22 protein-coding genes are annotated in these 24,042 nt (G+C 71.0%); 12 read left to right on the forward strand and 10 right to left on the reverse strand.

All coding sequences use genetic code 11. The annotated features are described in order from the left end of the window. Positions 1-26: 26 nt before the first annotated feature. Positions 27-1,250, reverse strand: a complete 1,224-nt coding sequence (locus GA707_RS04200; RefSeq protein WP_152177184.1) for an MFS transporter — start codon at positions 1,248-1,250, stop codon at positions 27-29. A 51-nt stretch (positions 1,251-1,301) separates the two neighbouring features. Between GA707_RS04200 and GA707_RS04205 the strand changes: the two genes are divergently transcribed. Continuing rightward, on the forward strand, positions 1,302-1,898 hold the full coding sequence (locus tag GA707_RS04205; protein WP_152177185.1) for a helix-turn-helix transcriptional regulator: 597 nt from the start codon (positions 1,302-1,304) through the stop codon (positions 1,896-1,898). Between the two features lie 6 nt (positions 1,899-1,904). Further along, positions 1,905-2,975 (forward strand): DNA polymerase IV, encoded by a 1,071-nt coding sequence (locus GA707_RS04210; RefSeq protein ID WP_152177186.1) that lies wholly within the window; start codon positions 1,905-1,907, stop codon positions 2,973-2,975. A 14-nt stretch (positions 2,976-2,989) separates the two neighbouring features. Here GA707_RS04210 and GA707_RS04215 read toward each other — a convergent pair whose 3' ends face one another. The 3 genes from GA707_RS04215 to GA707_RS04225 all read right to left on the reverse strand — a co-directional run bounded on the left by GA707_RS04215 (position 2,990) and on the right by GA707_RS04225 (position 6,378). Continuing rightward, on the reverse strand, positions 2,990-4,672 hold the full coding sequence (locus GA707_RS04215; protein ID WP_152177187.1) for an alpha-amylase family protein: 1,683 nt from the start codon (positions 4,670-4,672) through the stop codon (positions 2,990-2,992). Further along, positions 4,669-5,643 carry a TIGR03885 family FMN-dependent LLM class oxidoreductase gene (locus GA707_RS04220; RefSeq protein WP_152177188.1) on the reverse strand — a complete coding sequence of 325 codons (975 nt, stop codon included), beginning with the start codon at positions 5,641-5,643 and terminating at the stop codon, positions 4,669-4,671. Before GA707_RS04220 ends, GA707_RS04215 begins: the two co-directional genes overlap by 4 nt. 72 nt (positions 5,644-5,715) lie before the next feature. Then, a complete protein-coding gene (locus GA707_RS04225) occupies positions 5,716-6,378 on the reverse strand; it encodes a LemA family protein (RefSeq protein WP_152177189.1) in 663 nt (220 codons plus the stop codon). 147 nt (positions 6,379-6,525) lie between these two features. Between GA707_RS04225 and GA707_RS04230 the strand changes: the two genes are divergently transcribed. Together GA707_RS04230 and GA707_RS04235 are read left to right on the forward strand one after the other, a co-directional pair. Next, complete coding sequence (locus tag GA707_RS04230) at positions 6,526-6,960, forward strand: universal stress protein (protein ID WP_152177190.1); 435 nt, start codon at positions 6,526-6,528, stop codon at positions 6,958-6,960. Continuing rightward, positions 6,960-8,564 carry a sodium:alanine symporter family protein gene (locus tag GA707_RS04235; protein WP_226963586.1) on the forward strand — a complete coding sequence of 535 codons (1,605 nt, stop codon included), beginning with the start codon at positions 6,960-6,962 and terminating at the stop codon, positions 8,562-8,564. The genes GA707_RS04230 and GA707_RS04235 overlap by 1 nt, the downstream gene beginning before the upstream one ends. Before the next feature lie 77 nt (positions 8,565-8,641). On the opposite strand, the gene GA707_RS04240 is transcribed toward GA707_RS04235, so the two are convergent. Both GA707_RS04240 and GA707_RS04245 read right to left on the reverse strand, forming a co-directional pair. Beyond that, positions 8,642-9,211, reverse strand: coding sequence for an orotate phosphoribosyltransferase (locus GA707_RS04240; protein WP_226963524.1), 570 nt, complete (start codon positions 9,209-9,211; stop codon positions 8,642-8,644). 20 nt (positions 9,212-9,231) lie between these two features. Further along, positions 9,232-9,996, reverse strand: a complete 765-nt coding sequence (locus GA707_RS04245) for an SDR family oxidoreductase (RefSeq protein ID WP_152177191.1) — start codon at positions 9,994-9,996, stop codon at positions 9,232-9,234. 37 nt (positions 9,997-10,033) lie between these two features. Here GA707_RS04245 and GA707_RS04250 point away from each other — a divergent pair, with 37 nt between their 5' ends. The 5 genes from GA707_RS04250 to GA707_RS04270 all read left to right on the forward strand — a co-directional run bounded on the left by GA707_RS04250 (position 10,034) and on the right by GA707_RS04270 (position 14,026). Continuing rightward, entirely contained in the window at positions 10,034-11,026 is a 993-nt protein-coding gene (locus tag GA707_RS04250; RefSeq protein WP_152177192.1) for an SLAC1 anion channel family protein, read from the forward strand. Between the two features lie 5 nt (positions 11,027-11,031). Further along, positions 11,032-11,778, forward strand: coding sequence for a PIG-L deacetylase family protein (locus GA707_RS04255; RefSeq protein ID WP_152177193.1), 747 nt, complete (start codon positions 11,032-11,034; stop codon positions 11,776-11,778). Next, positions 11,775-12,230, forward strand: a complete 456-nt coding sequence (locus GA707_RS04260; RefSeq protein WP_152177194.1) for a rhodanese-like domain-containing protein — start codon at positions 11,775-11,777, stop codon at positions 12,228-12,230. Before GA707_RS04255 ends, GA707_RS04260 begins: the two co-directional genes overlap by 4 nt. Before the next feature lie 69 nt (positions 12,231-12,299). Beyond that, positions 12,300-13,103 (forward strand): exodeoxyribonuclease III, encoded by an 804-nt coding sequence (locus GA707_RS04265; protein WP_152177195.1) that lies wholly within the window; start codon positions 12,300-12,302, stop codon positions 13,101-13,103. Further along, the gene (locus GA707_RS04270) at positions 13,100-14,026 is read left to right on the forward strand and encodes an alpha/beta fold hydrolase (protein ID WP_152177196.1); all 927 of its coding nucleotides are present in this window, start codon (positions 13,100-13,102) and stop codon (positions 14,024-14,026) included. Before GA707_RS04265 ends, GA707_RS04270 begins: the two co-directional genes overlap by 4 nt. On the opposite strand, the gene GA707_RS04275 is transcribed toward GA707_RS04270, so the two are convergent. From GA707_RS04275 to GA707_RS04290, 4 genes are all read right to left on the reverse strand, one after another. Beyond that, positions 14,001-15,701 carry an MFS transporter gene (locus GA707_RS04275; RefSeq protein ID WP_152177197.1) on the reverse strand — a complete coding sequence of 567 codons (1,701 nt, stop codon included), beginning with the start codon at positions 15,699-15,701 and terminating at the stop codon, positions 14,001-14,003. The two genes, GA707_RS04270 and GA707_RS04275, sit on opposite strands and share 26 nt — an antisense overlap. A 10-nt stretch (positions 15,702-15,711) precedes the next feature. Beyond that, a complete protein-coding gene (locus GA707_RS04280) occupies positions 15,712-16,464 on the reverse strand; it encodes an LppX_LprAFG lipoprotein (RefSeq protein WP_152177198.1) in 753 nt (250 codons plus the stop codon). Positions 16,465-16,499: 35 nt separating this feature from the next. After that, positions 16,500-19,070 (reverse strand): ATP-dependent chaperone ClpB, encoded by a 2,571-nt coding sequence (gene clpB, locus GA707_RS04285; RefSeq protein WP_152177199.1) that lies wholly within the window; start codon positions 19,068-19,070, stop codon positions 16,500-16,502. A gap of 116 nt (positions 19,071-19,186) precedes the next feature. Further along, the gene (locus GA707_RS04290; RefSeq protein ID WP_152177200.1) at positions 19,187-20,710 is read right to left on the reverse strand and encodes an LCP family protein; all 1,524 of its coding nucleotides are present in this window, start codon (positions 20,708-20,710) and stop codon (positions 19,187-19,189) included. A 119-nt stretch (positions 20,711-20,829) separates the two neighbouring features. Here GA707_RS04290 and GA707_RS04295 point away from each other — a divergent pair, with 119 nt between their 5' ends. The 3 genes from GA707_RS04295 to GA707_RS04305 are packed head-to-tail and all read left to right on the forward strand — an operon-like array spanning position 20,830 to position 24,022. Further along, a complete protein-coding gene (locus tag GA707_RS04295; RefSeq protein WP_152177201.1) occupies positions 20,830-22,533 on the forward strand; it encodes a formate--tetrahydrofolate ligase in 1,704 nt (567 codons plus the stop codon). A 20-nt stretch (positions 22,534-22,553) separates the two neighbouring features. Next, positions 22,554-23,357, forward strand: a complete 804-nt coding sequence (locus GA707_RS04300) for a tryptophan-rich sensory protein (protein ID WP_226963525.1) — start codon at positions 22,554-22,556, stop codon at positions 23,355-23,357. Positions 23,358-23,365: 8 nt separating this feature from the next. Then, on the forward strand, positions 23,366-24,022 hold the full coding sequence (locus GA707_RS04305; RefSeq protein WP_193315165.1) for a GAP family protein: 657 nt from the start codon (positions 23,366-23,368) through the stop codon (positions 24,020-24,022). Positions 24,023-24,042 lie beyond the last annotated feature (20 nt).

A 24,042-nucleotide genomic window follows, 5' to 3' on the forward strand; every position in this document is an offset into this window, starting at 1 on the left:
GTCTGGGCCGCCCCAATCTAGCCGGGTCAGGCAGTCGCGACCGCCGGTTCCGCCGCTCGGGCCACCGAGCGGCGGATCGCGTATGCGGCGAGGACCGCCGTGAGCATCCCCAGCGTGCCGGTGGTCACGAAGGCGAGCCGGGGGCCCATGACGACGGCGAGTGAGCCGCCGAGCACGGTGGCGACGACCGAGCCGCTGCGGGCCACGCCGCTGACGACGGCGACGACGCGACCGCGCAGACGCTCGGGGGTCTCGTCGAGGATGACGACGACGATGAGGGCGTTGGCGAGACCGAGTGCGACGCCGGCGACGAGGCAGAGCAGGAGGAAGACCGTGAACCCCGGTGCGACACCCTGCCCGACCTGGGTCGCCGCCGTGAGGGCGAGCGCGGCGAGCGTGACCGGGACGCGGCGGGCCGGATCGAGGAGGGCGCCCGCGGCGAGCGCGCCGAGGACCGCTCCGATCCCGCCGGCGACGGCGGCCAGTCCGAACTGCGCGGGCGAGGCACCGAGCACGTCGCGCACGAGGAACACCTCGACGGCGTTGACCGCCTCGACGGCGATGATGAACGGCACGAGCGCCAGGACGAGGACGAAGGCAACGCCCTGCCCCCGCAGCGAGCGCAGGGCCGCCACCGGCAGCAGCGTCAGCGGTTCGGCCGCCACCGGCACCCGGCGGGTGCGGACGAACAGCGGCGTGAGTCCCGCGACGACGCTCAGGGACGCGGCGATGAGCAGGGCCGTGCCCTCCCCCATGGTCTGGACGACGACCCCCGCGAGACCGGCCCCCGCCGGCATCGCCACGGAACGCAGCCCCTGCTGGACCGACACGAGCTGGGCCGTGTGCTCCTCACCCGCGAGATGCGGGAGGAGAGCCGTCCACACGGGCATGCCGAGAGAGCCGGCGAGCATGGCGATGAGCGTGAGGAGGTAGGTGGGAACCAGAGCCTCCCAGACCGCGAGGCCCGCGAGGGCCGCCGCCTGCACCGAGAGGGTGCTGACGAGGATGAGTCGCGAGTCGTAGCGGTCGGCGAGCGAGCCGGCGATCCCCATCGTGAGGATCGTCGGGAGCGAGATGCACAGCAGGAGGAGGGTCGCCGCATACGGGCCGGCCCCGCTCGCGTGCACCCGGAGCAGGAGGGTGACGAGGGACAGACCGAGTGCCCCCGTGACGAGCGCGCTCGCGGTGAGCATGAGTCGAGCGTCGCGGATCCGCCAGACGGACGACGCGTTCTGAAAGAGTTGTTTCATAAATGTGAAGGTACTCTTTCAGATCTTCGGTGGCAACCCTAGAATCGCGACATGCCGGATTCCCCCGACGCGAGCTCGTCCGTCACTCCCGACCACTCACCTCCCGACCAGGTGCGCATCACCGACTGCCAGGCCCTGCGAGCGCTCGCCCACCCGGCCCGGCAGCGGGTGATCATGGAGCTGTACTCCGGGGAGGTCCTCACCGCGAGCGAGGCCGCACAGATCTGCGGGATGACCCCGTCCGCGATGAGCTATCACCTCAGGGCGCTGGAGAAGGCCGGCATCGTCGAACGGGTCGAGAGCACCGACGGCCGGGAGCGTCCGTGGAAGGCGGCGGCAGAGTCCCTGACGATCGACCGTGCCGCACACTCGGGAGCCGGGACGGCGATCCTCCAGAAGTACACGGGGACCTGGACGGCGGACCTCATCGCGGGGCTCGAGCGGCTCTACGACGATCTCGGGGCGGGACAGAACCATGGCGTTCTCAGCCGTGGCCGGTTCTGGGTCACGGAGGCGGAAACGCGTGAGCTCGCGGAGGAGATCTTCCTACTGTGGGACCGCTACAAGGGCCGGACCCGCGCCGACCATCCCGAGGGTGCGCGACTTCGTGACGTGTACTCACTCGTCCTGCCCACCGAGGACGGGTGAGCGCAGATGTCGGGGACCCGCCACGGCGACACCCGACGCTGGGTCCTGCACGTCGACCTGGACCAGTTCCTCGCCGCCGTCGAGGTGCTGCGTCACCCCGAGCTGGCCGGACGTCCCGTGATCGTCGGCGGTCGGGGCGACCCCACCGAGCGGGGCGTGGTCTCGACGGCCTCCTACGAGGCGCGCGAGTTCGGCGTGCGCTCCGGCATGGCCCTGCGCATCGCGGCCCGGCGGTGTCCCGACGCGGTGTTCCTGCCGGTCGACTTCCCGGTGTACGAGTCCGCCTCGCGACAGGTCATGGACGCGATCAGGGCGGTCCCCGGCGCGGTCGTCGAGGTGCTCGGCTGGGACGAGGCCTTCGTCGGCGTGACGACGGACGACCCCGACGCCGTCGCGACGCGGATCCAACGGGACGTCCTCGCCGCAACGGGTCTGCACTGCTCGGTCGGCATCGGCGACACCCGGGTGCGCGCCAAGGTCGCGACCGACTTCGGCAAGCCCCGGGGGAGGTTCCGGCTCACGTCGGACACCTGGCTCGAGGTCATGGGCGAGCGACCGGTCAGCGCGCTGTGGGGCGTGGGCCCGCGGATCGCCGCCCGGCTGGGGGCGCTCGGAATCGCCACCGTGGCCGACCTGGCCGGCGCCGACGAGGCGGCGCTTGCCGCGGAGTTCGGTCCCCGCACCGGTCCGCACATCGGCGGCCTTGGCCGAGGCGGTGACAGCGCCGCCGTCGACCCGACCCCCTGGGTTCCCCGGGCCCACGGCCGCGAGACGACCTTCCAGCAGGACCTCACGGACGAGGCGGAGATCGCCGCGGCCATCGACGAGCTCGCCCGACGCGTCGTCGAGGACATCCGCAGGGAGGGTCGGCCGGCTCAGCGGGTCCACCTGAAAGTCCGCTTCGCGCCCTTCTTCACCTTCACCCGAGTGCGCACGCTGGCCGAGGCGACCTATGACGCGGAGGTCGTCGCGCATACCGCCCGGGCGCTGCTGGCCCGCCTCGAGGACGACCGGCCGATCCGCCTGCTCGGCGTGCGCGCGGAGATGGTGTCGCCGGAGGGCGGGTACGACCGCTGACCCGAGCGGTGCCGTCAGGCGCCGAGCTGACCCTTCCCGCCCAGTCGGAGCCACTGGAAGCCGTACCCGGGCAGCGCCAGCTCGAGCGGGCCGGACTCGACCGGGAGGCCGTCCCGCTCGAGCAGGTCGACCACCTCCATGCCGTCGTCGAGGCCCTCGATGTCGACGGACACCGACACCGGTTCGGCCCCCAGATTGTGCACCGCGATGACGGCGGACTCGTCGAGGTCGCACCGGTGGGCGAGGACCTGAGGACTGCCGCTGTCGAGCATCGTGACCTCCCCCCAGCCGAGCTCGGGGCAGGTGCGGCGCACCGAGATGATCTCGCGCATGAACGTCCAGAGGCTGTCCGGGTCGTGGCGCTGGTCCTTGACGTTGACGTGATCCGGGCCGAAGCCGCCGGGGACCGGTCGCTGGATGAGCCGGCTCGGCGGCGCGCTCGAGAACCCGGCGCTGGGGCCCGACGCCCACTGCATGGGCGTTCGCACCGCCATGCGGCCCTCGGCCTCGAGGTCCTCACCCATCCCGATCTCCTCGCCGTAGTAGAGGGTCGGCGTGCCCGGCAGCGAGAACATCAGGCTGTAGGCCATCCGGATCCGGCGCGGGTCGCCGGCGAGCATCGGCGGCAGCCGCCGCTTCAGGCCCCGTCCGAACAGCTGCATCTCGGGCTCGGGACCGAAGGCGTCGAAGACCTCCTGACGCTCGTCGTCCGAGAGCTTGTCGAGGGTGAGCTCGTCGTGGTTGCGCAGGAAGTTCGCCCACTGACACGCCTGGTGGATGCGCGGTCGCCCCTGCAGCGCCGTGACGATCGGGGCCGCCTCCATCCGCGCGAGCGCGAGATAGGTCGCCTGCATGGTCACGAAGTCGAACATCATCGTCAGCTCGTCACCGGCGTCGCCGCCGAAGTACTCGAGCTGCTGCTTGTGCGGGATGTTGACCTCACCGAGCATCATGGCGTTGCCCTTGCGGCGCGCCATGAAGGCCCGGATCTCCTTGAGGATGTGGTGCGGGTCGGAGGGGACGGCCGGGTCGTTGTCGGCCGGACCGGAGGTCTCGACGTCCTCGATGAAGAACGGCACCGCGTCGACGCGGAACCCGTCGATGCCGAGCTCGAGCCAGAACCCGATGACGCGCATGATCTCGTCGCGCACGGCCGGGTTGGCGACGTTGAGGTCGGGCTGGTGCCGGTAGAAGTGGTGGAGGTACCACTCCCCCGTCTTGTCGTCCTTGGTCCAGATCGAGTCCTCCTCGTCGGGGAAGACCACCTGGTCGCTCGTGTCCGGGGGCTCGGAGTCCCGCCAGACGTAGTAGTCGCGGTAGCGGTTGGTCGTGCTGCTGCGGGCAGCGCGGAACCACGGGTGCTGGTCGGAGGTGTGGTTGACGATGAGGTCGGCGATGACGCGGATCCCGCGGTCGTGCGCGGTCCGGATCACCTCGACGAGCCGACCGTGGTCCCCGAGGCGGCCGTCCACGCCGAAGAAGTCCTTGACGTCGTAGCCGTCGTCGCGGTCCGGGCTCGGGTAGAACGGCATCAGCCAGAGGCAGTTGACCCCGAGCTCGGCGAGGTAGTCGATCCGCTCGGCCAGACCCGCGAGGTCACCGGTGCCGTCCCCGTCGGCGTCGAGGTAGGTCTCGATGTCGAGACAGTAGATGACCGCGCTCTTCCACCACAGGTCCGAGGTTTGTGTCGCCCTCATCGGTCGCCTCCCGCCTGGCGCAGGGCGGGGAGGACCGACCCGCCGAACGCGTCGAGGAAGGCCTGCTGACTCTGGCCCACGTGGTGGAGATAGACGTCGTCGAACCCCAGGTCGAGGTACTCGGCGATCCACTCGCGGTGACGTCCGAGATCGTCGGAGATCCGGACCACGCCGTGGACGTCCTCGACCCGCACGTACTCCGACATCGTGTCGAAGGCCTCGACCGTGAGGGTGTCGCCGGCGATCGGGTCTCCGAAGACGTTGCTGCGCCACTGGTCGTGCGCGATCGCCTCCGCCTCCTCCATCGTCGGCGCCCACGACAGATGCAGCTGCAGGGCGGCGCGCCCCCGCCCGCCGTTCTCCCGGTATGCGGTGAGCACCTCGGCGAGGACCTCCACCGGCCGGTTGACGGTCACCAACCCGTCCGCCCAGGCCGCGACGCGGGCCGCGGACTCCGGCGAGATGGCGGGACCGATGAGCAGCGGCTGCTCCTCCGGGGTCTCCCACACGCGGGCCCTGGAGGCCCGGACCAGTCCGTCGCGGCTGACCTCCTGGCCGGCGAGGAGGCGGCGGATGATGTCGACCGACTCCTCGAGCCGGGCGACCCGCTCCTCCTTCGGTGGCCACGGCTCACCGGTCACCGTCTCCTGCATGGCCTCGCCGCTGCCGAGCGCCGCCCAGTACCGGCCCGGGAACATCTGCGCCAGGGTGGCCACCTGGTGGGCCAGGACGACGGGGTGGTACCGCGGACCGGGGATCGCGAGGCTTCCGATCGGAAAGGCGGTGGTTGCGAGCGCCGCGCCGAGCCAGGGCCAGTTGCTTCCGCCGTGTCCTTGTCGCACGCTCCACGGCGTGAGGTGTTCGGAGCACATCGCCATGTCGAAACCGGCGCGTTCGGCGCTCTGGACGTCGGCGAGGAGCTGACGGGGGCTGAGCTGTTCGTGGCTCGCGTGGAAGCCGATCCTGTTCATCGCCCCACCCCACCGCACGGATGGGCCGAAGGCAAGCCGAACGCGGTCGCGCGTCGGCGGTTCGCCCTGGCGTCAGGCCCTCGGCGGGTCGATGCGTCCCTCCGGCCCGGGCTCGACCGCCGGCACGTCGTCGGACCCGGTGTAGGACGACGGCGGCGGGATCTCCGCATCCCGCTGGCCGAAGTCCACCCGCACTGGGTCGCGCTCGGCTCCCTCGACCTCGAAGTACTCCTCCTTCGAGACGTTCGCGATGCCGGCGATGAAGTTCGTCGGAATGGTCTCGACCTTCGTGTTGAGCTCGCGGACGCTCGCGTTGTAGTAGCGGCGGGCCGAGGCGATCCGGTCCTCGGTGCCGGTCAGCTCGTTCTGCAGGGCGAGGAAGTTCTGGTTCGCCTTCAGGTCCGGGTATGCCTCGACCACGGCGAGCAGGCGGCCGAGCGCCTGGGTGAGCATGCCTTCGTTCTCGGCGGCCTGCGCCGGGGTCTGGCCGGGCGACATGGCGGCGGCCCTCGCCCGCATGACGTCCTCGAGGGTCCCGCGCTCGTGGGCCGCATAGCCCTTGACCGTCTCGACGAGGTTGCCGATCAGGTCGTGGCGGCGCTTGAGCTCGGTGTCGATCTGGGCCCAGGCCTCGTGGACGAGGTTGCGCAGCTTGATCAGGCCGTTGTAGCCGCTGACGAACCACAGCACCAGGGCCACGAGAATGACGCCGATGACGATGAAGGCGATGGTCATGCGGTCAGCCTAGCCGCGCGCGGTCACGCACAGTGAAGATCACGATTCGATAACGGGCCGGGCAAACCATGGCCTACTCCGGAGTAACCATTGTGACCTCCACCACACTCAGGCGAGCAACCGCCCTGTGACCGGAGGAGAAGCAGCATGGCACAGACAGTCCTGGTCGGCGTCGATCACGGAGACGCGTCCACTCGAGCCGTCGAGTTCGCGACCGACCGTGCGCAGCGCAATGGATGGGAGATCCTGCTCGTGCACGTCATCAACTGGTCGCCGTACTCGATGAACACGCCGTCCGAGAACGAGGAGAGGCATCGACAGCGCCAGCGCGAGATCGACCATGCGATGGAGCACGTCATCGCTCCCATGCGCGCGATCGTCGAGCACGGGGGCGTGCCCGTGCGTACCGAGGTCCGCCACGGCAAGCCGTCCGACACCCTCATCGACCTCGCGGAGGACAACGACGTGGTGCACATCATCGTCGGCCGGCTCGGCGACTCGGGCCTGCGCGAGGCCATCTTCGGCTCCGTCGCGAGCCGCCTGGTCCAGCATGCCAACGTCCCGGTGACGGTGGTGCCGTGATGGAACAGAGCATGCGCCACCGACAGGCTCCCCCTGCAGGGTCCGCCAAAGTACGCCTCGCCGTCATCGGGGCGGTCATCCTCGGCTTCTTCGTCGCCCTCTTCGTGGGTGCCCCCAAGCCGATCACCTGGCCGAACCCGACGCCGCAGTTCGAGGCCGACGCGTCAGCCTTCGACAGGGTGTCCGGCTGGATCACCAGTCTCGTCTTCTACGGCCCCAACGCCGGAGGCGAGGTCGACATCCGCCTCATCGTGCTGTGGCTGGTCACAGCCGCGATCTTCTTCACGATCTGGCTCGGCTTCCTCAACGTCCGCGGCTTCAAGCACGCGATCGACCTCGTCCGCGGCAAGTACTCCGACCCCGACGACGCCGGCGAGGTCTCGCACTTCCAGGCCCTGGCCACTGCGGTCTCCGGCACCGTCGGCCTCGGCAACATCGCCGGCGTCGCGATCGCCATTTCCATCGGCGGACCCGGCGCGACCTTCTGGATGATCGTCGCCGGTCTCCTCGGCATGAGCCTGAAGGCCGCGGAGTGCATGCTCGGCGTCAAGTACCGCCAGGAGCACGCCGACGGCACCGTCTCCGGCGGTCCGATGTACTACCTCCGCGACGGCCTTCGGGATCTCGGCCGCCCCGGCCTCGGCAAGGTCCTCGCCGTCATCTTCGCCATCTGCATGATCGGCGGCGCGGTCGGCGGTGGCAACATGTTCCAGTCCAACCAGGCCACCGCCCAGATCGTCAGCCAGGTCGGCGGCGAGGACGGGTTCCTCGGCAACAACCCCTGGGTCATCGGCCTGTTCTTCGCCGTCGCGGTCGGCGCCGTCATCATCGGCGGCATCAAGAGCATCGCGAAGGTGACGGAGAAGGTCGTCCCGTTCATGGCCGTCCTCTACCTCACCGCAGCCCTCATCGTCCTGCTCGTGAACTTCAGCGACATCCCTGCCGCCTTCGGCGCGATCATCGACGGGGCGTTCACCGGCGAGGGTGCGACCGGCGGGATCATCGGCGCACTCATCGTCGGTTTCCAGCGGGCCGCCTTCTCCAACGAGGCCGGCCTCGGCTCCGCCTCGGTCGCCCACTCGGCGGTTCGGACCAAGGAGCCCGCGACCGAGGGGTTCGTGGCCCTGCTCGAGCCCTTCATCGACACCGTCGTCATCTGCACAATGACCGCGTTGACGATCATCATCACCCAGGCGTACCTCAACCCCGACGCAGCGGAGCTCGGAGGCGTTGCACTGACGTCGAGCGCCTTCGAGACGGTCCTCCCCTGGTTCCCGGCCGTCCTCGCCATCGCGGTGGTCCTCTTCGCGTTCTCGACCATGCTGAGCTGGTCGTACTACGGGATGAAGGCCACGGGGTACCTCTTCGGCGACAACGTCCTGGCGGAGAACGTGTTCAAGGGGATCTTCCTCTTCTTCACCCTCCTCGGGTCGATCGCCAGCCTCGGTTCGGTCATCAACTTCTCCGACTCGATGATCTTCCTGATGAGCCTGCCCAACGTCATCGGCCTCTACCTCCTGGCCAACGTGATCCGCGGCGAGTTCACGCACTACCAAGACCGTCTGAAGTCCGGCGAGATCAAGGAGTTCGCGCACCGGCACTGAGCGGGATCACGCTCATCGACCACGGAGGGCCCGAGGAGGAGTCCTCGGGCCCTCCGTCGGCGTCGGGATCGCCGGCTTCAGGCCAGCCCGAGGTCGGCGAGTGAGTAGGCGAACCGGTACTCCAGGCCCGCCTCGGCGAACCGCTCGGCGGCTCCGGTCGCCCGATCGGCGATCGTGGCCACGGCGAGTACGGTCGCCCCCGCCTCCCGCGCCGCGGTGGCCGCCTCCAGCGGCGAGGCGCCTGTGGTCGACGTGTCCTCGACGACGAGCACCCGGCGCCTTGCCACGGACGGGCCCTCGATGCGCTGCTGGAGGCCGTGCGCCTTGCCGGCCTTGCGGACGACGAAGGCGTCGAGGCGCTCCCCGGCCACAGCAGCGGCGTGCAGCATCGCCGTGGCGACCGGGTCCGCACCCAGGGTCAGTCCACCGACGGCCTCGTAGGGGAGATCGGCGGTCAGGTGGCGCATGACGCGTCCGACGATCGGCGCGGCCTCCCCGTCGAGGGTGATGCGGCGCAGGTCGACGTAGTAGTCGGCGTCCCGTCCGCTCGAGAGGGTCACCCGACCGTGGACGATGGCCCGCTCCCTGATGATCTGGAGCAGGCGGGCGCGGTCCTGGGAGATGTCGGAGGCGATGTCGTGGGTCACGCTCGCAACCCTAGTGCGGGTCAGCGGCGGTGCCTGGGCGTGGCCAGTCGGGCCCGCAGAAGCCGTCGCGGTGTGACCTGCAACAGCCCGACGAGCGCCTTGTACTTCGCGCTCGGGACGGAGATCGCGCGGCCCGCCCGGGAGTCGGCGATCGCCGCCGCCACGACGTCGCGCACATCCAGCCACGCCGCCTCCGGCAGGTAGGACACGTCCATCCCTCCCCGCTCGTGGAACTCGGTGTGCGTGAACCCCGGGCAGAGAGCGGTCGCTGAGACGCCGGAGCCCGCCAGCTCCGTCGACAGCGCCTCGGTCAGCACGGTGACATAGGCCTTGGCGGCCGAGTACGACCCCGCGGAGATGAACGAGGCGACCGAGGACACGTTGATGATCTCGCCGCGTCCTCGCGCCCGCATCGTCGTCGCCGCCGCGTGGGACAGGACGAGCACCGCGCGACACATGAGGTCGAAGGCCGCCTCCTCGGTCGCCAGGTCGTTGTCCGTGAACGACGACTTCAGGCCCAGTCCGGCGTTGTTGACGAGGACGTCAACCGGGTCGTCCGCGGACCGCAGGCGCTGCGCGACGCCCTCGAGCGCCGCGCGGTCGACCAGGTCGGCCGCGACGACCTCGACGCGGACGCCATAGGTGCGCCGGGTCTCGTCGGCGAGCTTCTCGAGTCGGGAGGCGGTGCGCGCGACCGCGACCACCGCATACCCTTGCTCGGCGTACTGACGGACGAACTCGCGACCGATGCCGGCGGTCGCCCCGGTGACGAGGACGGTAGGCATGGCCTGCAGCCTACGTGGAGCACGGTAGGATACCCCCATGGGTATTGTCACCGAGCCTCGGACACGCGCCGCCGCGGGTCGGCTCGCGTACCTCCCGGTGACCCTGTTCTCGTCGGTGATGGGCCTGGGCGGGGTGGCCCTGGCCTGGCGACGCGCAGCACGGGTGTGGGACCTTCCCGACTGGCCGTACCTCGTGTTCCTCACCCTCGCCGTGGCTGCCGCGCTCGTCGTCGGGACGCTGTACGCGGTGAAGTGGGTCCGCTACCCGCAGGCGGCCCGTGCCGAGCTGGCCCACCCGCTGCGGATGGCCTTCGCACCGACCGTGACGATCGCGATCCTCGTGCTGGCCACGGCCCTGTCCGAGATCGCCCCCGGCGTCGCGTCCGTGCTGTGGTGGGTCGGGGCCCTCGGGCACCTGGCGGCGACCGTGGCCGTCCTCACCGCCTGGTTCGGCCGGGCAGACATCCTCGCCGGCCACGTCACCCCCGCCTGGTTCATCCCCGTCGTCGGCAACGTCATCACCCCGCTCGCGGCTGCCGCGATCGGGTCGGTCGAGCTGGCCTGGATCTCGTTCGGCGTCGGCGTCGTGTTCTGGCTGGCCCTCCTTCCCCTGCTCCTCCAGCGGCTGCTGACCCACGACCAGCCGTTGCCGGAGAAGCTCCTGCCGACGATGGCGATCTTCATCGCGCCGCCGGCGGTGACCATGCTCTCGTGGCAGAGCCTCACCGGGGCTCAGGCCGACCCGCTCAGCCTGGTGCTGCACGGGGCGACCGTCGCGTTCGTCGTGCTCCTCTTCGCGCAGGTCGGCCGGCTGCGCACCCTGCCCTTCGCACTGCCCTTCTGGACCTACACCTTCCCCCTGGCCGCGGCCGCGGTGGCCACGACCGCGATCGCGGGACAGGCGGACTGGGTCGGCTACGACGCCATCGCCGTCACCCTGCTGGTCGTCTCCACGACCGTCGCCGTCGCTGTCTCGGTGCTGACCGTGCGCGCCGCGCGCCAGGGGCGCATCTGCGTCCCCGAGGGATGAGGCCGATGACGACCCACGGAAGCACCGAGCCGAGCGGCACCGAGGGCGATCTCCCGACCTGGAGGCGGACCCTCGTCGTCGTCGCGCACCCCGACGACGAGTCGTTCGGGCTCGGCGGGGTGATCGACGCCCTCGTGCGCGCCGGTTCGTCCGTGCGTGTGCTCTGCCTCACGGCCGGAGAGGCCTCGACCCTCCATGCGGACGACGAGGTCGAGCTGACCCTCGTCCGCGCGGCCGAGCTGGAGGCGGCGGCCGAGCGACTCGGGGTCACCTCGACCACCCTCCTGCGTCACCCCGACGGTGAACTGAGCCACCGCATACCGGATCTGCTGACGTCGGTGCGCGAGGCCGTGCAGGTGGAGGCCCCGGACGGACTGCTGGTCTTCGGGGCCGGGAACGGCGTGACCGGGCACCCGGACCACGAGGCGGCGACGGCTGCGGCGCTCGCGGTGGCGGCCGAGCGAGGCCTCCCGGTCCTCGAGTGGTGCCTGCCGACCGAAGTGGCCGAGGCGCTCAACGCCGAGCTGGGGGCGTCGTTCGCCGGCCATGCCTCCGACACCCTGCCCATCACGGTCCGCGTCGACCGCGACCGTCAGCGCCGGGCGATCGCGGCCCATGCCAGCCAGGCCGTGCCCGGATCGGTCCTCTGGCGACGCCTGGAGCTGCTCGCGGACCTCGAACACCTTCGTCTGACCCGCCCCCAGGACTCTGACCGCCCCCTGCCACCCCCCAACTCAGGAGCCCCCTCGTGAAACCTCGTCGCACCGTCGCACTCGTCCTGTCCGCACTGCTCGCCGTCATCGGCCTGTCCGGCTGCTCGGACTCGGATCCCGAGGTCAGCGCCACCGCGGGCACGGCGGCCACCGCGCAACCCGCTGCGGGGAGCGAGCTCGACGCCGCCGACTTCGCGGCCGCCCTCAAGGCACCCGAGACCGTCATCCTCGACGTGCGCACGCCGGAGGAGTTCGCCGAGGGACACATCCCCGGTGCGGTCAACATCGACGTGCAGGCGCCCGACTTCGCGAGCCAGGTGGCCGCGCTCGACCCGCACGTCCCCTACGCCGTGTACTGCCGATCGGGCAACCGGTCGCAGGTGGCGCTCGACCTGATGGCCCAGATGGGGGTCACGGACGCCTATCACCTCGGCGGTGGCGTCGGCGCGTGGCAGCAGGCCGGTGGCGAGCTGGTCTCCGGCGGCGAGTGAGGCCGGGCCCGACCGGTACGGACATGGCACCCGTCGTGGCGACCCTAAGCAGGTGCTTAGGCTAGGAGCGTGCGCATCGCCACGTGGAACGTCAACTCGATCCGCTCCCGCATCGACCGCGTGGAGGACTGGATCCGGCGCACCGACGTCGATGTCCTGGCGATCCAGGAGACCAAGTGCCGGGAGGACCAGCTCCCCCGCCGACGCCTGGAGGCGCTGGGCTACGAGGTCGCTCACCACGGGTTCAACCAGTGGAACGGCGTGGCGATCCTCTCCCGGCTGGGTCTGCGCGACGTCGAGGTCGGCCTCCCGGGCGTGCCGATGTGGGGCGACCCGGCCGTCGCCGAGGCACGGGCCATCGGCGCCATGTGCGGTCCGGTTCGGGTCTGGTCGGTCTACGTGCCCAACGGTCGGCACCTCGACGACCCGCACATGACCTACAAGCTCGCCTGGATGGAGCACCTGCGCGACCGGGTCACCGGGTGGCTCGCGGCCGAGCGCGACGGCGGGCCGCCGTTCGCGGTGATGGGCGACTGGAACATCGCACCTCGTGACGAGGACGTCTGGTCGATGGAGTTCTATCGCGACAAGAGCCACGTCTCGCCGCCGGAGCGGGCCGCCTTCGACGCGCTGCTGGACGCCGGGCTCACCGACGTCGTGCGGCCACATGCTCCCGGGCCCGGAGTCTATACATACTGGGACTACCAGCGACTCCGTTTCGCCAAGAGGCAGGGTATGCGCATCGACTTCGTGCTCGGCTCCCCCGGGTTCGCCGACCGCGTCGTCGGCGCGGCGATCGACCGCGAGGAGCGCAAGGGCACCGGCGCGAGCGACCACGCGCCGGTCGTCGTCGAGCTCTCGGAGCCGACATGAGAGCCCGACAGGTCATCGACGGTGGCTCGCACCAGCTCATCGAGGGGCGCGGCGGCGAGCGGATCGCCGTCTGGGAGTATGCGCCGGGCCACTCGGGTGTGTCCGTCAGCCCCGTGACGGTCGTGTTCGCCCACGGCTGGACGCTCGACCACACCGTCTGGGTCCCGTTCATCGAGAGGGTCCAGGCCGAGCACAACGTGCGCGTCCTCGCCTACGACCAGCCGGGACACGGCGACACGACGCTCGGCAGTGAGTACCGCCCCACGATCAGGGCTCTGGGTGAGACCCTGGTCGACGTCCTCGACGCGACGGTGCCGGAGGGCCCGGTCGTGCTCGTCGGCCACTCGATGGGCGGCATGACGATCATGGCGTATGCGGGGGCCCACCCCGAGGACATCGGCACCCGGGTGCAGGGCGCTCTGCTCGTCGGCACGACGGCCGGGGACATCACCCGCCGGTTCCAGGGGGTCGAGACCGCCGTGATGCGCGTGATCCACCGCGCGCCGATGATCCCCACGGGCAACCTCATCACCCAGCGCGGACAGCGGCACAGCCTCTTCGGCGACCGGTGCGACCCGGCCGACCTGGCGTACACGGTCAAGGTGATGTCCTCGACCCCCCTGCCGACGCTCAGCCGCTACTACCTCGCGCTGATGGAACACGACGAGACCGAGCACCTCGGCGTGCTCGCCGGCACGAGGACCGTCGTGATGGTGGGCGAGAAGGACCGCCTGACCTCCGTCCGCCACGCTCGGCGGCTGCACACCGCGGTCCCGGGGTCGCGGCTCGTCGTCGTGCCCGGAGCGGGCCACATGCTCATGTTCGAGGCGCCCCAGCTGCTCGGTCTCGAGCTCAGTCACCTCATCGACGCGGCCGAGTCCGCCGGCGGCTCCCAGGTCAGATCAGCTCGCTCGCCCGGTTGACGGCGTGCCCGCGCCGCCGCACGTCGAGGGCGAGGCAGGCGAGGGCGGCGAGCAGGGCGCCGAAGGAGGCTCCGAGCAGCATGGTCTGCACCTGGCCGATCGCAGCGTCGATGAGCGCGTCGACGTCGGTGGGGTCCGGCAGCGCCGCGACCTCGCGGTAGTACCTGTTGAGGCCGATCGCCGTCAGGACCGCGATGCCGACGACCATGCCGACCATCCGCGCGACGACGACGAGTGCGCTGGCCGTGCCGTGGGCGTCCTGGGGGGCGTCGGCCAACGCCGCGTTGTTCACCGGCGCGAGCGCCAGGCCGACGCCGAAGCCGATGACGACCAGCCCGACCGTGCCGGCCGCGCTGTCGAGTGACCCCCGCCCCCACGAGCTCGCGGCGAACAGCGCACCGGAGGCGAGCAGCATGCCGATGCCGGCGACCGCGCCGTCACCGAGCCAACGCAGGGCCCACCCGCCGAGGACGGCACCGACCGGGACGGCGACGAGGAACTTCAGCAGTTCCAGAGCGGCCACCGTCTGGTCCGGCGAGACAGTGAGCCGGCTGAGCAGGGGGATCCCGACGATGACGGCGACCAGGGCCGTGCCGACGAGGAAGGACACGAGCAACGCCCACGGCACCCTGGCTCGCACGACGCCTCGGGGCACGAGCGGCTCGTCAGTGCGGGCGTGTCGCCAGACGTAGAGCAGCGCGAGCACCGCACCGAGCGGAAGCAGCGAGTAGCCCAGCGGGCCGATGACCTCGGTCTCCGGGTCCGCAGAGGCGAAGGTGAGGATGACGCAGCCGAGCGCGCCGCCGAGGAGCAGCGCCCCCGGCAGGTCCGCGTGCCGAAGGACCGGCCAGGCGGCCCGGGTGGCCAGGACGACGCCGGCTCCGGTGATGGCGAGCGCCACGACCCCGATCGGGGTCAACAGCACCGCGGAGGAGTCGCCGAACGGGACGAAGGGTGCGCCGAGCGCCACACTCGTCACGAGGGCGTCCGGCGCCCAGAGCGCGAGCACGAGAACGGCGAGCCCGAGAGCGAGAACGGCGGTGGGCGCCCAGACCCGCATCGACGTATGCGCGGGCCGGTCGGTCCGAGCAGGTCGCCCGACGACGAACAGGGCGATCGAGAGCAGGACACCGGCGACGGCGTTCAGCCAGAAGATGGCGCGCCAGTCGGCGACGGCGAGCACGGCTGCCCCGAGGACGGGCCCGAGGACGGAGCCGAGCTCCTGCACGGCACCGACGACGCCGAGGGGCGTACCCCGACGGTCGGCCGGCCACAGGTCGGCGACGAGGGCGAGAGTCGCCGGGACGAGCCCCCCGCCCCCGATCCCCTGGACGACGCGACCGCCGACGAGGACGGGCAGGTCGGTGGCGAGCGCGGTGACGACCGACCCGAGTACGAAGACCGCGAGACAGAGCTGCAGCACGCGCTGCCGGGAGACGAGGTCGGCCACTCGGCCGATGAGCGGAAGGATGGCGATGTAGCCGAGAAGGAAGCCCGAGACGATCGGGGTGGCCCGCTGGAGCGCCTCGATGGTGACCCCGACACCGGCCATCATGTCGGTCAGGGCGAGGACGACGACGTAGGTGTCGGCCGCGGCGAGGGCGACCCCGATCGCGGCGATGGTCAGGATGGACCGGGCCCGGGGTCCCGCACCCGTGGCGACGGTCTGGGTCATCGCGTGGAGCTCAGGTCGTCGGGCTGGCGGCGGGAGTGGTGGGCGCATCGGTCGCGGCACCCGTCGGCCGCTCGATCGGGACCGCCTGCCCGTAGTCGGTGAGGAGCAGGGTGTACGTGGACTCGGTCCCGTCGTAGAACTCGCCCTCGAGGACGGCGCTGCGCAGCTCGTTGTCGTCCGTCAGTCCGTACGTGACGTCGAACGTGCGGTCGGGTCCGCCGAGTCGCAGGAGCGCCTCGACCCGGTCGCCGGGCAGGGTTCCGGTGATCTGACGGAGGATCTCGCGGCCCTCTCTGGTCCGCTCGCCCTCGGCGAGGTCGGTCGTGGCGCCGATGAGGCTGGACAGCCCTGCCTCGGGGTCGAGGAACGTCGTGGGGTTCGGTGCCCCGAGCTCGTCGAGGTCGACCGGCGCGTAGTCGGGGGTGAACAGCTTCATGTATGCGTCGGGCCCGATGCAGATCAGCCCCACCGTCGCGGTGACGCCGTTGATCCGCCCTTCGATGTCTCCGGCGAACTTGATGGTGTCGCCGTCGACGACGGCGACACCGGTGGCCGAGCGGACCCCGTTGACGTCGGTCGGCACGTCGGTGCCCGTGAGCTCGACCGTCATGGCCTCGGTTGACTCGAGGATCTCCTGGGCGGCGGCGAGCTGCTCCTGCGGTCCCGCCGGCGCCTCGGCCTCGGCACTGCTCTCGTCACCGGAGCATCCGGTGACGACGAGCGCCAGGGCGAGGGCACCGGCGGTGAGGGAGAGACGACGCATGGCGCAATGCTACGGCTCGTCCACCACGAGCCTCGTCAGGTCGTGACGAGGGTCAGTCCGTCGGCCTGGGAGGACCGGTCGATCCGGACCGTGTCGCCGTCGCGGACCTCCCCGGAGAGGACCGCCTTGGCGAGCCGGTCGCCGATCTCCTTCTGGATGAGGCGGCGCAGTGGCCGGGCGCCGTAGGCGGGGTCGTAGCCGGTGAGCGCGAGCCACTCGCGGGCGGCGTCGGTGACCTCGAGCATGATGCGCCGGTCGTGCAGGCGGGTCGTCAGCTCACGAACCTGGAGGTCGACGATGTGCTGGAGCTCCTCGGCGCCGAGCGGGTCGAAGATGACGACCTCGTCGAGCCGGTTGAGGAACTCGGGTTTGAAGGCCGCACGCACCGCGCCCATGACGGACTCCCTCTTGGCCTCGTCGCTCAGCGTCGGGTCGATGAGCACGTGGCTGCCGAGGTTGGAGGTCATGACGAGGATGACGTTGCGGAAGTCGACTGTGCGTCCCTGCCCGTCGGTGAGCCGACCGTCGTCGAGCACCTGCAGCAGGATGTCGAACGTCTCGGGGTGGGCCTTCTCGACCTCGTCGAGCAGCACGACGGAGTAGGGCCGCCTCCGGACCGCCTCGGTGAGCTGGCCGCCCTCCTCGTAGCCGACATAGCCGGGCGGGGCACCGATGAGCCGGGCCACCGCGTGTCGCTCGGAGTACTCCGACATGTCGATGCGGACCATGGCGCGTTCGTCGTCGAAGAGGAAGTCGGCGAGCGACTTCGCGAGCTCGGTCTTGCCGACGCCGGTGGGTCCGAGGAAGAGGAACGAGCCCGTCGGACGGTCCGGGTCGGCGAGGCCCGCCCGGCTGCGCCGGACCGCGTCGGAGACCGCCTGCACTGCGGCGGTCTGGCCGATGAGCCGCGCTCCGATGATCGACTCCATCGCGAGCAGCTTCTCCGTCTCGCCCTGGAGCAGCCGACCTGCCGGGATGCCGGTCCACGCGGAGATGACCTCGGCGATGTCGTCGGCGCCGACCCGCTCCTTGACCATGAGCTCCTCGGCGGAGCGCGCCCGCTCGGCCTCGTCGGCCTGCGCGAGCTCGGCCTCGAGGGAGGGGATCTCGCCATAGAGGACACGGGAGGCCCCCTCGTAGTCGCCGTCGCGCTGCATCCGGTCGGCCTTCGTGCGCAGGTCGTCGAGACGCGCGCGCAGGTCGCCGATCTTGTTCAACCCGGACTTCTCCGCCTCCCAGCGGGCGGTCAGCTCGGCGAGTTGCTCGCGGCGCTCGGCGAGGTCGGCGCGCAGGCGCTCCAGACGCTCCCGGGACGCCTCGTCGGTCTCCTGGGCGAGGTGCATCTCCTCCATGGTCAGCCGGTCGACCGCGCGCTGCAGCTCGTCGATCTCGACGGGGCTGGAGTCGATCTCCATCCGTAGCCGGGAGGCGGCCTCGTCGACGAGGTCGATGGCCTTGTCGGGTAGCTGACGACCGGTGATGTAGCGGTCCGACAGGGACGCCGCCGCGACGAGGGCGGTGTCCTCGATCTCCACCTTGTGGTGCGCCTCGTAGCGCTCCTTGAGGCCGCGGAGGATCGCGATGGTGTCCTCGACGCTGGGCTCGCCGACGAACACCTGCTGGAAGCGCCGTTCCAGGGCGGGGTCCTTCTCGATCCGTTCGCGGTACTCGTCCAGGGTGGTCGCGCCGACGAGCCGCAGCTCTCCTCGGGCGAGCATGGGCTTGAGCATGTTGCCGGCGTCCATCGCGCCCTCGGACGCGCCGGCCCCCACCATGGTGTGCAGCTCGTCGATGAAGGTGATGATCTGCCCCTCGGCGCCCTTGATCTCCTCGAGCACGGCCTTGAGCCGCTCCTCGAACTCGCCGCGGTACTTCGCACCCGCCACCATCGCGCTGAGGTCGAGGCTGACCAGCCTCTTGTCGCGCAGGCTCTCGGGAACGTCGCCGTCGACGATGCGCTGGGCCAGCCCCTCGACGACCGCGGTCTTGCCGACCCCCGGTTCGCCGATGAGGACGGGGTTGTTCTTCGTGCGCCGGGACAGCACCTGGACCACCCGTCGGATCTCGCTGTCCCGGCCGATGACCGGGTCGAGCTTGCCGTCCCTGGCCGCCTGCGTCAGATCCGTGCCGAACTTCTCGAGGGCCTCGCCGGTCTCGACGGGGGTCTCGGAGGTCACCTTCCGGCCGCCGCGCTGGGTGTCGATGGCCGTCTCCATGTCGGCCGCGCCGCGCTTCTCGACGGCGGCCAGGTGACCGGTCTCGGCCAGGGCGAGCCAGAGCAGGTCGACCGCGAGGTACGAGTCGCCCTTGGCGCGCATGAGGGTGTCGGCCCGCTGGAGCACAGCGAGCGCCTCCCGCCCGAAGGTGGGTGCCTGGGTGCCGCCGGAGGTCCTCGGGAGGGAGCGGAGCCTGGCGTCCGCCTGGCCGAGAACGTGCCCGACGCCGGTGCCCGCAGCGGCGAGAAGCGCATCGGCCTGTGTGGTGTCGAGCTGCGCGAGGGCGCTCGTGATGTGGTCGGGGGTGATCTCCGGGTGTCCGGCGGTCTGCGCCGCCCGCTGGGCGAGCGCGAGCGCCTCGGCCACCTTGTTCGTGGGCTTGAGCTCCATGCCGTCGGTGTCTCCTGGTCAGGTGGTGCGGGTGCGTATCGATCCGATGGGATCAACCCTGCCAAAGTTGAGTCTATTCCGCTCAACCTTCGCCCTGGACGTGCGAGACGTCGTGCTCAGCAGGTGGCGCCGAGGTCCGAGAGGGTGTCCGTCGGCTCGGGGGTCGACGTCGGTCCGTCGGTGGGCGTGCCGTCCGGGCCGACCGTCGGCGACGACGTCGAGCCGGGGGTCGACGGCGTCGACGGGCTGGTCGTGGGACTCGGAGGGGGCGGGGTCTCGATCGCCTCCTGCACGAGCCGCCGGATCTCGGCGAAGTCCGGGTCGACGACGTCCACCACCTGGTTGGTCACCGGAAGCGACTGGAGGCGCCCGTCCTTCATCCGCAGCACGAGCTCGGCCCACGCCGGCAGATCCGCGGCGGGGATGTCGACGCGCAGGTTGTCGGCGACGGCGTCGGCGAGCTGGGGGTACCGGGCGAGCATCCGCAGCGGGTCCACCTGGTCGATGATCGCGCCGACGACGCACCGCTGGCGGCGCATCCGGGAGAAGTCGTCGGTCGTCGCACGGGAGCGTGCGTACCAGAGCGCGTGGTAGCCGTCCATCCGCTGCAGGCCGGGCTCGATCCACCCGGTGATCCCGACGACCTGGCCGTTCTCGACCTTGCCGCCGATCGGGACCCGCTCGGTCGCGTTGATCATCACCCCGCCCATGGCGTCGACGAGCTGCTCGAAGCCACTGATGTCGACCAGGACCGTGTCGTCGATCTCCAGACCGGTGATCTCCGAGACGACGTCCCGCGTCGTGGTCAGACCCGGTGAGGAGTCACCCGGGAACAGGTCGGGACGCCCCTCGGCGAGGGTCCAGACGCCGTTGAGAAGGCACTCGTCGCCGCAGTCGTAGCCCTCGGGGTAGATCTGGCTGAACGGGTTGTCCACCGGGAACGGCACGCGCTCGAGGTTGCGCGGCAGGCCGATGAAGACCGTGTCACCGGTCGCGGTGTCGATGCTCGCGACCATGATCGAGTCGGGTCGCACGCCCACCCGGTCGGGTCCGGCGTCGGAGCCGAGGAGCAGGAGGTTGACCCTCGGGCGCGAGGCCCAGGGGTCCTCGTCGTCCTCGTCCACAGCGGACATCGGCGGTCGGGTCGAGGACGTGACGACCTCGTCGAGGGTGTCGCGCTGGATGTCGATGCCCTGGACCGCCACCGCGGTCGGCGCCGCGATGACGACACACATCAGCGCCGTGAAGGCCGACAGTCGGCGGCGGTCGGCGCGGCGCATGTCCGGGGGACGACTGCCGCGCGAGGTCGCCACGATGCCGAGGATCCATGCCGCCGCGAGCACGAGGACGATTCCCGTCACCCCGAGCAACCGGCCCCGGTCCACCCCGATCTCCAGCACGGAGTCCACCGCGCCGTCGCGAGCGAAGAGGTAGCCGAGGTAGGCGAGCGGAGCGAGGAAGGCGAGGACGATGCCGTATGCGAGGGCCGGCCTGATCCGGAACAGCCCGGCGGCGGGGAGAAGGGTCGACAGCGCGGTCGCGCGGTAGGACCGGCGGACCTCACTCTCATACCGGACCTGTCGGTCGGAGCGGGTCTCGTGGTCGACCCTCCAGTGCCGCGATCGCGCGGGATCGACCACGACGGCTCCTTGCTCTCGACCCTGGTCCGGGATGATGGACGCGCACCCGTGCGTCCCTGGGACAGTTGAGCACAACGAACCCCCGCGGCGGAAGGTGCCGATGGTGTTGGATCGGACTCATGGCCACCCCTCTCCCATCGGACCTCGAGATCGCCCGGGCCACCCCCCTCCGGCCGATCGCCGAGGTCGCAGCCTCCGCTCATCTCCCCGGCGAGTACGTCGAGCCGTACGGCCGGCACGTCGCCAAGGTCGATCTCGGCGCCATCGAGGCGCTCGCCGACCGTCCCCAGGCGCGATACGTCGTTGTGACGGCCGTGACGCCGACACCACTCGGAGAGGGCAAGACGACGACCGCGGTCGGCCTGGCCCAGGGGCTCGTCGCCCTCGGCCACGAGACGATGCTGACGCTTCGCCAGCCCTCGATGGGGCCGACGTTCGGTGTCAAGGGCGGCGCGGCCGGCGGGGGCTACAGCCAGATCGTGCCGATGGAGACCCTCAACCTGCACCTCACCGGCGACTTCCACGCGGTGACCGCGGCGCACAACCTGCTCGCCGCGATGGTAGACAACCACCTCCATCACGGCAACGAGCTCGACCTGGACCCGCACTCCATCTCGTGGCGCCGGGTGCTCGACGTGAACGACCGGGCGCTGCGCAACACGGTGATCGGCCTCGGTGCCCGCATCGACGGCGTCCCCCGCCAGAGCGGCTTCGACATCACCGCGGCGAGCGAGGTCATGGTCATCCTGGCGCTCGCGACCTCGCTGCAGGACCTGCGCCGGCGGCTCGGGCGCATCGTCGTCGGGTACACCCGCGGGGGTCTGGCCGTCACCGCCGAGGACCTGGAGGCGGCCGGGGCGATGGCGGTCATCCTCAAGGACGCCCTCAAGCCCAACCTCATGCAGACGACCGAGAACACCCCGGCGCTGATCCACGCCGGCCCCTTCGGCAACATCGCGACCGGCAACTCGTCGGTCATCGCCGACATGGTCGGGATCCGCACCGCCGACTACGTGCTGACCGAGGCCGGGTTCGGAGCCGACATGGGCGCCGAACGGTTCTTCAACGTCAAGTGCCGCGTCGGCGGCCTCACTCCCCACGCAGCCGTTCTCGTCGTCACGGTCCGCGCTCTGAAGACGCATTCGGGGCGGTATGCGGTGGCCGCCGGCCGCCCACTGCCACCGGCGATGCTGCAGGAGAGTCCCGAGGACGTGCGGGCGGGCGCCGCGAACCTGCGCAAGCACATCGAGATCATCCGGTCCTTCGGGGTCTCTCCCGTCGTGGCGATCAACGCCTTCCCGAGCGACCACGCGAGCGAGCACGACGTCATCGCCGACATCGCCCGGGCCGCAGGGGCCCGCGTCGCGGTGGCCACACACGTCGTCGACGGCGGCAAGGGCGCCGCGGACCTGGCCCGTGAGGTCGTCGCGGCCTGCGCGGAGCCGTCCACCTTCACGCCCACGTACGACCTGCGCGACCCGCTGCCGACCAAGATCGAGCGGATCGCCACGGGTGTGTACGGCGCCGACGGCATCGATGTCGCCCCGGCCGCGGCCAAGGAGCTGCGTCGCTTCGAAAGCCTCGGCTACGGCGGGCTTCCGGTCGTCATCGCCAAGACGCACCTGTCGATCTCGTCCGACCCGACCCTCACCGGCGCCCCCACGGGCTGGCGCCTGCCGGTGCGTGAGGTGCGGCTCGCCGCGGGAGCCGGCTACGTCTACACCATCTGCGGGGACATGCGCACCATGCCTGGGCTGTCTTCACGGCCCGCGGCCCGCGGGATCGACCTCGACGAGGACGGCAACGTCGTCGGCCTCTTCTGATGTCGCGTAGCGTCGGATCCGTGACCGAGACCCGTCAGCGTGCTCTCCCGACCGACCGACGCCGCCAGGTCTGGGTCACGGTCTGCTTCGTCGCGGGCATCGTCGGCGTGCTGTTCGGAGTCGGAGTCCTCGGAGAGCGGGTCGAGGAGAGCCCGGGCGGTGACCTCGCCGCCGACGCCACGCTGTTGGCGCCCGCATCGCCGGCCTTTTCGATCTGGACCGTGATCTACCTGGGACTCACCGCATACACGGTCTATCAGTGGCTGCCCGAGCAGGCGACCGACCGGCGGCATCGCGCCATCGGCGGCCTCGCCGGGGTCTCCATGCTGCTCAACGCGGCCTGGCTGCTCGTCACGCAGCAGGGCTGGATCTGGGTCAGCGTCGCCGTCATCCTCGCCCTCGCCGCCGTCCTGGTCCGCCTCGTCTTCCTGCTGCAGACCACCCCTTCCTACGGGATCGCGGAGACGCTCATGGTGGACCTGACCTTCGGGCTCTATCTCGGGTGGGTCCTCGCCGCGTCGGGAGCCAACGTGGGAGCCGCGTTGTCATCCTCGAACGCCGGACCGGGGCGGTGGACGGCGATCGCGCTCATCGTCGTCGTCACGATCGTGGGCGCCGCGCTGCTGCGGCTGTTCTCCGGGCGCTTCGCGGTCGCCGGCGCACTCGCCTGGGGACTGGGGTGGATCGCCATCGGCCGGCTGTTCGACGAACCCAGCGACGCGCTGGTCGGCATCGTCGCCGCGGTCTGCGCCGTCGTCATCCTGGCGGTCGCCTGGACGAGCCAGGAACGCCGCGCAGTGATCGACGACCGCATCGCGATCTGAGCAGAAGCGTGACTGACCTGGTCGCCGAGCTCGTCCCCATCGCGGTCGCCATCGCGCTCTCGCCCTTTCCGGTCATCCCGGTGGTCCTGCTCCTGCTCACCGACCGCGCGCTGCCCAACGGTGGCGCTTTCCTCGGGGGATGGTTCGGCGGGCTGCTGGGGCTCACGGCGGCCCTCACCGTCCTCGCCGGAGCCATCGAGCTGTGGGACGAAGCGCCCACCTGGGCCGCCTGGGCCCGGGTGGTCCTCGGGGCCGGGCTCGTCGCGCTCGGCGTCCGGTCCTGGTTCGCCCGCGGCCGAGACGAGGGAATGCCCGCCTGGATGGACGCCCTCGACGGCTACACCCCCGCCCGCTCGGCCCGGCTGGGCCTCCTGCTCGCCGTCGCGAACCCCAAGTCGGTCGTCCTCGTCCTGGCCGGAGCCGTCACGATCGGCTCGGCCGCCCCGGGTCTCGCCCTCGGTGCCCTCGCCGCTGTTGTGTTCGCCGCTCTCGCCGCCAGCGCGGTGGCCCTGCCCGTCCTGCTCCGGCTGATCCTCGGGACGCGCGTCGTGCCGCCACTGGAGCGTCTCCGGAGGTGGCTCGTCGAGCACAACGACGCCATCGTCGCAGTCATCCTGGTCGTGCTCGGCGTCCTCCTCGCGCGCGCGGGCTGGGCCATGCTCTGAGGGTTTCGGCCGACCGTTCG

It is taken from the genome of Nostocoides sp. F2B08, from assembly GCF_009184895.1.
Classification (GTDB): Bacteria; Actinomycetota; Actinomycetes; order Actinomycetales; family Dermatophilaceae; genus F2B08.

What these genes read in the sequence shown, in the direction of transcription:
- GA707_RS04210 (WP_152177186.1), top strand. Translation starts at nt 1,905, where the DNA reads ATGTCGGGGACCCGCCACGGCGACACCCGACGCTGGGTCCTGCACGTC.
- clpB (WP_152177199.1), bottom strand. Translation starts at nt 19,070, where the DNA reads ATGGAGCTCAAGCCCACGAACAAGGTGGCCGAGGCGCTCGCGCTCGCC.
- GA707_RS04255 (WP_152177193.1), top strand. Translation starts at nt 11,032, where the DNA reads ATGACGACCCACGGAAGCACCGAGCCGAGCGGCACCGAGGGCGATCTC.
- GA707_RS04230 (WP_152177190.1), top strand. Translation starts at nt 6,526, where the DNA reads ATGGCACAGACAGTCCTGGTCGGCGTCGATCACGGAGACGCGTCCACT.
- GA707_RS04220 (WP_152177188.1), bottom strand. Translation starts at nt 5,643, where the DNA reads ATGAACAGGATCGGCTTCCACGCGAGCCACGAACAGCTCAGCCCCCGT.
- GA707_RS04270 (WP_152177196.1), top strand. Translation starts at nt 13,100, where the DNA reads ATGAGAGCCCGACAGGTCATCGACGGTGGCTCGCACCAGCTCATCGAG.
- GA707_RS04280 (WP_152177198.1), bottom strand. Translation starts at nt 16,464, where the DNA reads ATGCGTCGTCTCTCCCTCACCGCCGGTGCCCTCGCCCTGGCGCTCGTC.
- GA707_RS04245 (WP_152177191.1), bottom strand. Translation starts at nt 9,996, where the DNA reads ATGCCTACCGTCCTCGTCACCGGGGCGACCGCCGGCATCGGTCGCGAG.
- GA707_RS04205 (WP_152177185.1), top strand. Translation starts at nt 1,302, where the DNA reads ATGCCGGATTCCCCCGACGCGAGCTCGTCCGTCACTCCCGACCACTCA.
- GA707_RS04235 (WP_226963586.1), top strand. Translation starts at nt 6,960, where the DNA reads ATGGAACAGAGCATGCGCCACCGACAGGCTCCCCCTGCAGGGTCCGCC.
- GA707_RS04250 (WP_152177192.1), top strand. Translation starts at nt 10,034, where the DNA reads ATGGGTATTGTCACCGAGCCTCGGACACGCGCCGCCGCGGGTCGGCTC.
- GA707_RS04295 (WP_152177201.1), top strand. Translation starts at nt 20,830, where the DNA reads ATGGCCACCCCTCTCCCATCGGACCTCGAGATCGCCCGGGCCACCCCC.
- GA707_RS04215 (WP_152177187.1), bottom strand. Translation starts at nt 4,672, where the DNA reads ATGAGGGCGACACAAACCTCGGACCTGTGGTGGAAGAGCGCGGTCATC.
- GA707_RS04200 (WP_152177184.1), bottom strand. Translation starts at nt 1,250, where the DNA reads ATGAAACAACTCTTTCAGAACGCGTCGTCCGTCTGGCGGATCCGCGAC.
- GA707_RS04275 (WP_152177197.1), bottom strand. Translation starts at nt 15,701, where the DNA reads ATGACCCAGACCGTCGCCACGGGTGCGGGACCCCGGGCCCGGTCCATC.
- GA707_RS04225 (WP_152177189.1), bottom strand. Translation starts at nt 6,378, where the DNA reads ATGACCATCGCCTTCATCGTCATCGGCGTCATTCTCGTGGCCCTGGTG.